The organism is Flavobacterium sp. WC2509, from assembly GCF_052683105.1.
This window is the reverse complement of sequence record NZ_JBQZFG010000001.1, coordinates 1,317,073-1,328,122: the sequence shown is the minus strand read 5'-3', so window position 1 is coordinate 1,328,122 and position 11,050 is coordinate 1,317,073. Positions and strand designations below refer to the sequence as shown.

Genomic DNA, 11,050 nt, shown 5'->3' with positions numbered 1-11,050 from the left:
AATTATTACCAATTAAAATATGAATAAAATTTTATCCTTAATTTTTATTTTGCTGTGTTCTTTTTCTTGCTTTGCACAAAGCGGCATTACTTTAAAAGGTAAAATCTTTAAAGATAACTCCCAATCTCCAATAGAATCGGCAACTATTTATTTGATTCGTTCCAAAGATTCCTCGGTGGTTGATTACACTATTTCAGATAAAAATGGAATTTTTAAATTAGAAACCAAGAAAATAGCAGAGAGGGTCATTCTTAAAATAGCTAGTGAAGGTTATCAAGATTTTTCTCAAAATATTGAAAAAATAAATGCTGACAAAGATTTCGGAACAGTGTATTTGATTGAAAAGATAAATGAACTTAGCGAAGTGGTGGTAAAATCAACGGCACCGCCAGTCCGTGTCAAAAAAGATACTTTAGAGTTTAATGCAGCTTCATTCAAGTTGCGTCCCGATGCCAATGTGGAAGCTTTATTGAAACAATTGCCTGGTGTGGTAATTGATGCAGACAAGAAAATTACGGTCAACGGTAAAGAAGTGAACCAAATATTAGTTAACGGAAAATCTTTTTTTGGTGAAGATGGAAAAGTAGCACTTCAAAATTTACCTGCCGAATTAATCAAAAAAGTACAGGTTTCGGATACCAAAACCGAAGAAGAAAAGTTTACCAAACAAGCTTCAAGTTCCAATAATGCAAGTATCAATTTAACCATAGAAAAAGATAAAAACAAAGGTCTTTTTGGGAAATTAATGGGTGGCTTTGGATCATCTGAGCGCTACGAAAGCAGTGCATTAATGAGTTATTTCAAAGACAAAAGGCGTATTAGTTTTCTAGGATCTTCTAATAATATCAATGCCACAGGTTTTTCTATGGATGAGGTTTTTGATAACATGGGTGGCGGAAGGAATAATGGCTCAAGAGCACCAAAAATAGGAGGTGGAAATGGAATTATAAAATCGAATTTGATTGGTTTGAATTATGCGGATGAATGGTTTAAAAAATCCAAAAGCAACGGTAATTATTATTATACCAACATGGAGTCTGATAATAAAAACACAACTAAATCGCTGAATTTACAGCCTGACACTTCCAATCGTTCCGAATCGAATTCCGATTCGAAAAGAAATACTACGGATCATAATTTTGATTTTAATTTTGAGCAAGAAATTTTGCCACAAACCAAATTGATAGTCAAACCCAAAATAGTTAAAGGGTTTTCTAAATCCTATTCTAAATTCGATAATACAACTTGGAATGAAGCCAACCAAGTTATCAATAAAACCGATGGATGGAACTCGGATGAAAACGATAAAACTAATTTTGTAAACGATATTTCTATTTTTAAAACCATGAAGAAAGTAGGAAGGTATTTCACGGGTAGCTTTAAGAACGATAATACCAATTCCGATTCCAATTCTTTTCTTAATCAAACTAACTTGTTTGAATTGGAACCCGATAAAAATATAAAGCGAGAGCAAAATACAAAATCTGCAAATCAAAGAGATTTGTATTCTGCTAATTTTCAATATTCAGAACCCATAACCGATTCGTTGAGCATCAACATTCAATTGCTTTCGGATTGGGAAAAAACAACTGATGAAAAAACAACCTTTGACCTCGACACGATTACCAAAACGTATAGTAATTTGAATGAATTGTATAGCAATTTTAGTACTTCTACAAAATTTCAAATTAGTCCAAAAGCAGGATTTAGCATCAATAAAAAGAAATTTAACATAAGAGTTTCAACGGGAACATATATGATTAATCTCGATAGTCATTCGTTATATACAGGTACCTCTACCGATTTGAAAAAGAATTATATTATTCCAGATGCCTCCGTAAATGGTAGTTATCGGTTTTCAAAAACGGCAAGTCTTTATTTATTCTATGACCGTCGATTTACAATTCCGAAAGACTATCAACTTTTGCCTGTTGATGTTATATATGGTCCTTTATATAAAACTACAGGAAATCCGAATTTAGAAGCAGGAAAATCGCATTATATGAATTTAAATTATTCGAATTACGATTATAAGACCCGTTCGGGATATTATGTATATTCTAGTGTAACTTACAATGATAATAAAATCATCAATTCTACGGAATATGATACTAGTGGAAGGCAAGTCAGTTCCTATACCAATATTGCAGGAACTTATACTAGTTATTTAGGTGGAAATTTTTCGAAAACCTTTAAAAAAGAAGCTCATTCTTTCGGACTTGATTTAGGATTGTTTGCTAATTATAATTTTGATAAAGGCTATACAAACGTTCAACTTTTTGAAGCTAAAACATTAGGTTTTTCGCCTACTGTAAGATTGAATTATGATTATGGTGAATTGTTGAGTATCAAACCATCCTATAATTTTAATTACAATAGTACGACTTATGATAATAGTTTTCTTGCTTCAACTTCTAATAGATTTCATAATGCAAAAATTGAAATCACCAATAAATGGCCAAAGAATTGGGTTTTCGGAAATGATTTTGGATATTCTTATAACTCTAATATATCGCCAGGCTTCAAGAAAGATTTTTTCCTTTGGAATATCAGTTTGTCTTATGAATTTGCAAAAGATATGAGTTTCAAAGTCAAAGTCTATGATCTTCTGGACCAGAATCAAAGTGCTTCGAGATATATCACACCAACTGCTGTTATCGATAGTGAAAACACTGTGCTGAAACGTTATGTGATGTTTTCTTTATTGTATAAATTTCAAAATTTTGAAACGAAGAAGAAGTAAATGATTATTGGAAAGAATAAAAACAAAAAAATCTCATTTGTCATAGGGAACAAGTAAAACAATTTAAATTTTAAGCTCTGAATATAAAATTTGTATAATTCATTGGGGAGTTTTAAAGCGATATTTTAGCCTATATGTAATTGATAATTTAAAGGGTTGTTTATTTTTATGTAATTAATTTCTTATATTGTGTTTTTTAAAACAACAGGTTTTATGGGAACTGTAAAGTATTTAATTAAACTTAAAAATAAAGAACATAAAAATGAAGGAACAAATAAAGCGTTTAGTCGAATTTGCTAAAAACAGTAAAAATGCAACGAACTCTAAATTACAAATTAATATTATTGATGAAATAGAAGCTGAATTTTTAGAACTAAAAACAGGATTTAAATTATTGGGTTATAAAAGAATTATTGATAAATTCAGCATAAATCACACACTTAAAAATCATGGAAATATAAAAACGGAAGCATTAAGAGGTCAAATTGCAATTACGGATGAAGATTTTGAATTAATACCTAAAATAATAATTTCAAAAAATATAATTCATACTAGTAAAAATAATATGGGGAATGATTTAATACTTTATGAAGCTATAATAGAAAATACTTTTTATTATGTAGAAGAAGTTAGAAAAGGTAAAAAGGAACTTTGTATGACAACAATGTATAAAAGAAAACCAACTACTTAGGAAAAATAGTTGGTTAAAAAATCAACGAGTTATGCTCTATTTCACCTACTCCTTACGTCCAAAACGTACTTTGATTATACAAATATAATCATAATGTATTGAAAATTAATGATTGATGGTTTATATTAACATTTAATAATCGCCTCTTTTCTTAAATCGAGGATCGTCTTTTTTTATAAATTCTGTTCTTCGTTTGGGAGTTTCTATTTTTGGTAAACTAGCTTCTTCCGTTTTGCTAGAAGGTTCTATAAGTTCATTTAATTCTTTTATTTCAGCATCAGTCAAATCTCGGTAACGACCAACTGGAACGTCGAGTGAAATATTGATAATTCGGATGCGTTTTAAAGCCGTAACTTCATACCCTAAATATTCGCACATTCTACGAATTTGACGATTCAATCCCTGTGTCAGAATGATTTTGAAAATATTCTTACTGATTTGCTCTACTTTACATTTGCGTGTAACCGTGTCCAAAATGGGTACTCCATTTCCCATTCGTTCAATAAAACGATCCGTTATTGGTCTGTTTACTGTTACAGTATATTCTTTTTCGTGATTGTTTCTAGCACGTAAAATCTTGTTTACAATATCACCGTCATTAGTCATGAAAATTAAACCTTCACTGGCTTTGTCCAAACGACCAATAGGAAAAATACGTTTTGGATAATTGATATAATCTACAATGTTATCACGAACGTCCAGATTGGTAGTACATTCTATTCCAACAGGTTTATAGAAAGCAAGATATACTGGTTTTTCATTTTTCTCCCGAATTAATTTCCCATCTATACGCACTTCGTCATATGGTGAAACTTTGGTTCCCAATTCCGGTACAACACCGTTGATGGTTACTCGACCTTCTTCGATAATTTTATCAGCTTCGCGACGAGAGCAATAGCCAGTTTCTCCGATGAATTTATTGAGACGTTTTAGATTTTCTTCCATACTGCAAAAGTAGTCAAAATTTAGACTTCTTGGATTGTTAGACTTCTTAGATTTAATTTGGTTTTATTTCTGATGAAATTTAAAACTGTCTTGTGGTGCTTCTTTGCGATCAAACATTCCGTAGTCACGATTTACTGTTGCAATTCGTAAATGATAATCTTTAAATATTTCTTGACGCCCTTTTGATTGTGCATATCGATGCATTTCAAGATTTCTCCATTGTTGAATACTTTCTTCATCTTTCCAAAAAGATAATGACAAAACTTTTTCAGGATCATTAAAACTCTGAAATCTTTCTATAGAAATAAAACCTTCTATCTTCTCTAATTCTGGTCTTAATTGTGAAGCGATATCAAGATATTCTTCTTTTTTTCCTTCGTTCGGGATGACTTCAAAAATTACAGCTATCATATTGTTTTAATTTATTAGGTGAAGTCTAAATTAATATAATGAGCGGGAATAGATAATAATAAAGCCTATTTTTTGGCTTCAAATAAAAAATCATATATATCTTTGTATAGTGTGTCGTCATGCATGGAATGCCCCAGATTGTTAGTAGTTATAAAACGACCGTTCTTCCAATTAGCTGCAATTTTTTTGCCTTCTTCAAATGCAACTATTGTATCGTTGATATCGTGTGCAATAATACCTTCGATTTTAATTTGTTTGGCTAATGTGGCTCCTGAGAAATTGTCTAGTTTAATACTGAAATTTTTCAAATAATGTTTTTCCAAAGGAGTGAACATTTTTGGATTCAAACTCAACATTCGGATGTAATTATCAAGTAGTGTTTTCAAATCAGAAGGAGCGCCGAGAATGACCATTTTCTGAATGCTCGTTTCGGGGTGTAAATATTGATGGTATATACACGCAGCTCCACCAATAGAATGGCCGATGATAATAGTTGGCTGGTATTTTTCTACTGCTTTATTGATGAATTCTGTATAAAGCGGGACATTGAAATTTACACCGCTACTTTGTCCGTGCGCAGGAGCATCTATTGCAATAATGGTGCTTCCTGATTGTTGTAAATAAGGCAGCAATTTTCCCCAACGTGCCGAATTACTTTCCCATCCATGAACCAAAAGGATTTTGGTATCGTTACCTTTCCAGGTATAAGTTTGAAATTGATGTTCGTTGTGTTGAAATGTTTCTTTATCAGTGTCTTGTAGTACGCTTGGAAGGTCTTTATTAGAAATCCGTCCCACTCTTGGATTGGTAAAAAGTGTATAAGATAAATGCAACGCTTTTTTGGGATCAATAAAATGGAGAAGATTGATGTATTGTCCAACGGATTTGACAACGATAAATCGGATGCTTTTTTTTAAACTCAAAATAAAGGATATAAAAAAAAGCCTCGAAATTCGAGGCTTAGTTATTTTTAGAACTTAGAAAATAATTGTTCCATTTTCTCTTTTTCTTCTTCAGCCAATACACTGTCAACTAAAATTCTTCCAGAGTGCTCATCAATTAAGATTTTCTTTCTAGCCGCAATTTCTACTTGTGTTTGTGGTGGAATAGTAAAGAATGATCCTGCAGAAGCTCCTCTTTCGATAGAAACAACAGCTAGTCCGTTACGAACACTGCTTCTAATTCTTTTGTAAGCAACTAATAAACGTTCTTCAATTAATGCTTCAAATTCTGCTGATTTCTCAGTTAAGAAGATTTCTTCTTTTTGAGTTTCAGACATAATAGCATCCAATTCTGATTTTTTATGTTTTAAATGCGATGATTTAGAATCTAATTTTTCTTTTGAAGAATTGATTACTTCTTTTTTGTGTTCAATAGAAGCTTTCATTTCTTTAATTTGCTTCTCAGCTAATTGAATTTCTAATTCTTGAAATTCAACTTCTTTAGTCAAAGAGTTGAATTCTCGGTTATTACGAACACTTTCTTGTTGTTTAGTGTATTTTTTTACCGCTTCTTTGTGTTCGTCAATTGCGTTCTTTTTTTCTTTGATAAGGTTCTCGATTACCTCAAGTTCACTTTTCAATTTTTCTGAACGAGTGCTTAAACCTGCAACTTCATCTTCTAAATCTTCAACTTCTAAAGGAAGTTCACCTCTAACGTTTCTGATTTCGTCAATTCTAGAGTCAATAAGTTGTAAATCATATATTGCTCTTAACTTGTCCTCAACACTTAATTCTTTCGTATTCGCCATATTCTATAAGTACTTAACTGGATTTGTATTTTCTTCCGATAAAATGATTGCAAAATTAAGGATTTTTTTTCTAAGATAATCAACAATATACTCTTTTGTATAACGTTCGCTTTCAAAATGTCCAATATCGGCTAATAAAAGCTGATTTTCGGCTTCATAATATTGATGATATTTTAAATCGGCAGTCAAAAAGACATCAGCGCCAGCCTGAATTGCATTTTTTATAGCAAAACTACCAGATCCACCCAAAACAGCTACTTTCTTTATTTTTTTTCCTGTAAAGGCCGAGTGACGAATTCCATTGGCTAGCATTTTATTTTTTGCATAAACCAAAAATTCCTTTTCATCCATTTCTTCTTTTAGTTCACCAATCATTCCCAAACCAATATGATTAAAAGTATTTTTCATATTGTAGATTTCGGTAGCTACTTCTTCGTAAATATGATTTTCACGAAGCGCTTTTATGATTTTTGATTCTAAATGTTTAGCATAAACCACTTCAATTTTGGTTTCGGTTCCTCTAGACATCACACCTCTTTCACCAACGGTTGGTTCACTTTTTTCGTTACCTTGATAGGTAAAAGTTCCCTCGGAGTTAAAACTGCATTTGTCATAATTACCAATACTTCCTGCTCCAGCTTCAAACAATGCATTACGAACTTTTTCGGCATTGTCACGAATCGTGTAGGTAACTAATTTGCGAATGTGATTTTGTTTTGGAATTAATATTTTAGTGTTTATAAGTTCCAAAGTATCACAAAATATTTTATTTACTCCCTCAGGATGGTTATCTAGCGCAGTGTGAACGGCGTATATAGCAATATCATTTTTTATAGCTTTGAGAAGGGAGCGTTCTACATAATTTTTACCAGTTATTTTCTTTATACCAGAAAATAAAATAGGATGGAAACAAACAACCAAATTGCATTTTTTTGCAATAGCTTCATCAATCACATTTTCTAAAGCATCGTGGCATACTAAAACACCAGTTACTGTTGCATTTTCGTCTCCAACTATTAATCCTACATTGTCAAAATCTTCGGCATAAGCCAATGGAGCCATTTCTTCGAGAACAGAGAGAATTCCTTTTATTGTACTCATTTTTTAATCTTTTTTGGGGTATTTTATTTATCTAAACGCTAAAAATCAATAATCCTTATTGGGTGTTATTAATTTGTATTGTAAGACTCAGATTTTTTTAAAAATTTACGTTCAAAGATAAAATATTATATTTTCGTAATATCAATTTATATTGAAAAAATTACGAGTTCATTAGCTAATTTGTATGACTTTTTAGCTGTTCATTATTATAACAAATTGTATGTTTATTTGAGTTTAATTATTTAGACAAAATAATAATCTAAAAGTTTAAGCAGGTTTTAATATTCAGAGATATTTAGTTGTTGTTTGGTTTTTTTAGACTTGCGATTACTTTTACTATTATGATAAAATGTTTTACTTTCGTAAAATGAATTTACTTCGAAAAATACTGTTTCCGTTCGCCGTTTTGTATGGCTTTATTACAAGTATCCGGAATTTTCTTTTTGATAAGGGACTTCTAAAATCATATTCTTTTGATTTACCAATTATTGCGGTGGGAAATCTAAGCGTTGGAGGAACAGGGAAAACACCACAAATAGAAGGTTTAATTCGGTTACTTTCTAATGAATTTAGAGTAGCAACCTTGAGCAGAGGTTATAAAAGACAATCGGAAGGTTTTGTTTTGGCAAATTCAACTTCGGATGCTTTACAATTGGGAGATGAACCGTTTCAGTTTTATCAAAAATTCAAGAATATTCAGGTTGCCGTTGATGCTAATCGAAAGAATGGAATTGAGCAATTACTTTCTGGTTCGGTTAAACCTGAGATTATTTTATTGGATGACGCTTTTCAACATCGAAAAGTAAAAGCAGGGTTTTACATTATGCTTACTTCGTATGGTGATTTGTATTGTGATGATTTTATGTTGCCTACTGGAAATTTGCGTGAGAGTAGAAGTGGAGCGCAAAGAGCGAATATTATTATTGTTACCAAATGTCCACCTAATTTATCTTCGGAAGCTCAAAATACTATTAAAAATCAACTAAATCTTTCTCCAACTCAAAGTTTGTTTTTTACCTTTATTGAGTATGATGAAGTGGTTTATTCGAATGAAAAAACAATAAAAGTTGATGCCGTTAAATCGATGGAGAAGTTGCTTTTAGCTGGTATTGCCAAGCCTGAATCGTTTTTTACCCATTTGAAGCAAGGAAATGATGAATGTTTGACTTTTACGGATCACCATCATTTTAGCGAAAGCGAATTACAAGAAATTAAGAAAAAAGCAAACGGTAAAATTATCGTAACAACCGAAAAAGATTATGTTCGATTGAAGGGGAGTATTTTAAGTGAACAACTTTATTATTTGCCTATAAAAAGTTCATTTCTATCAGGAAGCGAAAACTTTGAGAAAATCATTTTGAATTACGTGACAAAAAGTATCGTTTAGTTTTTTAATTTGGATTAAAAGTTGCCTATTATTCGATATTCTTTAGTCTTATCTTTTTTATCAACTACAGATTTTAAAAACAGCTCTAATTCTTTAGTCAGTGGTAATTGATTTTGATTATCCCAAAAATCTTTAGAATATGAAAAGTCAGCTTTAAAAACATCTTTATCGGCAGAAAAATTGGGTTTTATTTCTTCCTTAGTCGGGCAGTTTGTTACAAAATAGTTCATGTTTAAATTCAAATAAAATGTTTTTTCATTTGCTATTAATTCTATTTTTTCTTCCAGTTTTAAATTATTCAGATAATATTTATTTGATTCTTTATCTTTGGTAAATTGTGCCCATTTTGTCCATTCAACTGATCTGTATTTTCCGCTTGAAAGCAACATTTCTTTATAAGGAATATCCTTTGGATCACTAAATGGATTTAGACTGTATTCGACTATTGCATAATCGTTACGATTAATAATAAAATAGCCTTTCCAAATTTGTCCAATCTCATTTTTTTCAATCGTTTCGAATAATATTTTCTTGAAATTACTATCATTAAATGGGATTTCTGTAAATGAACATTTGTTATATAATGGACCTACAATGTTTATAAAATTATTTAAAGCAGGGAATTTAAAACCGATGTGGTCTTTTTTTTCAAATAAACTAATTTTTCTCATATTCAAAATTTCAATAGTAGTCTTCTTTTTTTTGCTATTGTTTTTATTTTGTTTGGCGTAAACATCTTGTAAAACAATAGTAGTATTGTTTTTTTTAAGTGTGTTTCTTAAGAAAAAATTAATCGTATAATTTGGGAGATAGTTATCTTTAAATTTTTCAAACACTTTTTTCATAAAAGCGGGAGTGTTACTCACAACAACTTCTTCCAATTGAGTGGCTTTTATTTGCATAAAAATGGTGTCGTTGGAAGTCTTTAGTTTGTCAAACGTAGTTTTTATGGCTTCATAGCCTAATAAGTTTAAATTGATTTCATTTTTTTGAGAAACAAAGACGAATTTTCCATCTGCATTTGTGGTAGAGTTGTCACTTTCATTAAAAATAAGGACGCTTTCTAGAGGAGATTTGGTGTTTTTATCAACAACTATTTTGTTAACTTGAAAGTTTTGAGAATAAGAAAACGAAGAGATTATAAATAAATGTAGTACTATTATATATTTCAATTTTTGTTTTTTTGTGTTAAACAGTTATGCTTTTCTTTTAGTTTATTTTACACTATTTCTTCAATTCGTAACTACTGAATATTTAAATTTGATATGAAAACTATAATTTAAAATTGTATTTAAAAACTGTATTTATTGCTCCCATAATAAGTCCTGTTCCTAAATTGTTCGCTCCGTATGGATTGAATGAATCCTGTTTTATAAATTGATAAGTATTAAAAACTACTGATTTTGTAGCATAAATGGAATCTTTAGGAAGATAGTAGATATCATTTAATTTAGTGTTGCGATTGTAAACTGACAATACAGGAATAGTAGTCGCCTTAAATTTATAATTTAAATTTGGTTTAAATTTGGATAAAAGATCTGGTTTAAAACTAAATACAGATAAGTTTTTTGCTTTATTGTATATTGTATCATTAGTTTGTGAAAAAGAAAGGAAGCAAAAAAAGAGGGCTGGAATTATATATCTCATAATAGTTATGTATTAATAAGTGTAACGATACATTCTTTCTCTATCAACTAAGGAAATAATCTTGCTTAGTAGGCAGAAATTACTTGCTAATGTAATATTTATAATAATAAATTTTTTAGCATTATGATTTTTTTATGAATTTTCTTCTTTTTTAATTTGAAATTAAAATACGGATATGAAGCAATGTCATTAATTTATGGATTTTTATCTAAGATTTGTTTGAATCCATCTCTCGCAGAGACGCGAAGACGCAAAGAAATTGGTTCTAAATTTTGCGTCTTTGCGCCTTAGCGAGAATAATTAAAAGCTTAACTTAATGATATTATGATATGGAGTTGTTGCAAAATATTTAAAAGTAAATCTATTATAGAAAAC

At 30.4% G+C, this 11,050-nt stretch carries 10 protein-coding genes; 3 read left to right on the top strand and 7 right to left on the bottom strand.

What is annotated here, in order from left to right:
• Positions 1-19 precede the first annotated feature (19 nt).
• A complete protein-coding gene (locus ACUN3A_RS05485) occupies positions 20-2,743 on the top strand; it encodes an outer membrane beta-barrel protein (protein WP_445550334.1) in 2,724 nt (907 codons plus the stop codon).
• A gap of 262 nt (positions 2,744-3,005) precedes the next feature.
• Positions 3,006-3,434 carry a PBECR3 domain-containing polyvalent protein gene (locus ACUN3A_RS05480; RefSeq protein ID WP_445550333.1) on the top strand — a complete coding sequence of 143 codons (429 nt, stop codon included), beginning with the start codon at positions 3,006-3,008 and terminating at the stop codon, positions 3,432-3,434.
• A gap of 132 nt (positions 3,435-3,566) precedes the next feature.
• On the opposite strand, the gene rluF is transcribed toward ACUN3A_RS05480, so the two are convergent.
• The 5 genes from rluF to ACUN3A_RS05455 form a co-directional block, all read right to left on the bottom strand.
• Complete coding sequence (gene rluF / locus ACUN3A_RS05475; protein WP_445550332.1) at positions 3,567-4,379, bottom strand: 23S rRNA pseudouridine(2604) synthase RluF; 813 nt, start codon at positions 4,377-4,379, stop codon at positions 3,567-3,569.
• Between the two features lie 63 nt (positions 4,380-4,442).
• On the bottom strand, positions 4,443-4,790 hold the full coding sequence (locus tag ACUN3A_RS05470; protein WP_445550331.1) for an antibiotic biosynthesis monooxygenase family protein: 348 nt from the start codon (positions 4,788-4,790) through the stop codon (positions 4,443-4,445).
• A gap of 65 nt (positions 4,791-4,855) precedes the next feature.
• Complete coding sequence (locus tag ACUN3A_RS05465) at positions 4,856-5,713, bottom strand: alpha/beta fold hydrolase (protein WP_445550330.1); 858 nt, start codon at positions 5,711-5,713, stop codon at positions 4,856-4,858.
• 47 nt (positions 5,714-5,760) lie between these two features.
• Complete coding sequence (locus ACUN3A_RS05460; RefSeq protein ID WP_445550329.1) at positions 5,761-6,540, bottom strand: zinc ribbon domain-containing protein; 780 nt, start codon at positions 6,538-6,540, stop codon at positions 5,761-5,763.
• A 3-nt stretch (positions 6,541-6,543) separates the two neighbouring features.
• Positions 6,544-7,641: a Nif3-like dinuclear metal center hexameric protein gene (locus ACUN3A_RS05455; RefSeq protein WP_445550328.1), complete on the bottom strand. Its 1,098-nt coding sequence runs from the start codon at positions 7,639-7,641 to the stop codon at positions 6,544-6,546.
• Positions 7,642-8,008: 367 nt separating this feature from the next.
• Here ACUN3A_RS05455 and lpxK point away from each other — a divergent pair, with 367 nt between their 5' ends.
• Positions 8,009-9,028 (top strand): tetraacyldisaccharide 4'-kinase, encoded by a 1,020-nt coding sequence (gene lpxK, locus ACUN3A_RS05450; RefSeq protein ID WP_445550327.1) that lies wholly within the window; start codon positions 8,009-8,011, stop codon positions 9,026-9,028.
• A gap of 14 nt (positions 9,029-9,042) precedes the next feature.
• On the opposite strand, the gene ACUN3A_RS05445 is transcribed toward lpxK, so the two are convergent.
• Positions 9,043-10,200 (bottom strand): hypothetical protein, encoded by a 1,158-nt coding sequence (locus tag ACUN3A_RS05445; RefSeq protein WP_445550326.1) that lies wholly within the window; start codon positions 10,198-10,200, stop codon positions 9,043-9,045.
• Between the two features lie 100 nt (positions 10,201-10,300).
• Positions 10,301-10,675 carry a hypothetical protein gene (locus tag ACUN3A_RS05440; RefSeq protein WP_445550325.1) on the bottom strand — a complete coding sequence of 125 codons (375 nt, stop codon included), beginning with the start codon at positions 10,673-10,675 and terminating at the stop codon, positions 10,301-10,303.
• Between the last annotated feature and the right edge of the window lie 375 nt (positions 10,676-11,050).

Bases quoted from the DNA above. Each gene is read 5' to 3' on its own strand.
- ACUN3A_RS05485 (WP_445550334.1), top strand. From the start codon at position 20: ATGAATAAAATTTTATCCTTAATTTTTATTTTGCTGTGTTCTTTTTCT.
- lpxK (WP_445550327.1), top strand. From the start codon at position 8,009: ATGAATTTACTTCGAAAAATACTGTTTCCGTTCGCCGTTTTGTATGGC.
- ACUN3A_RS05440 (WP_445550325.1), bottom strand. From the start codon at position 10,675: ATGAGATATATAATTCCAGCCCTCTTTTTTTGCTTCCTTTCTTTTTCA.
- rluF (WP_445550332.1), bottom strand. From the start codon at position 4,379: ATGGAAGAAAATCTAAAACGTCTCAATAAATTCATCGGAGAAACTGGC.
- ACUN3A_RS05455 (WP_445550328.1), bottom strand. From the start codon at position 7,641: ATGAGTACAATAAAAGGAATTCTCTCTGTTCTCGAAGAAATGGCTCCA.
- ACUN3A_RS05460 (WP_445550329.1), bottom strand. From the start codon at position 6,540: ATGGCGAATACGAAAGAATTAAGTGTTGAGGACAAGTTAAGAGCAATA.
- ACUN3A_RS05470 (WP_445550331.1), bottom strand. From the start codon at position 4,790: ATGATAGCTGTAATTTTTGAAGTCATCCCGAACGAAGGAAAAAAAGAA.
- ACUN3A_RS05480 (WP_445550333.1), top strand. From the start codon at position 3,006: ATGAAGGAACAAATAAAGCGTTTAGTCGAATTTGCTAAAAACAGTAAA.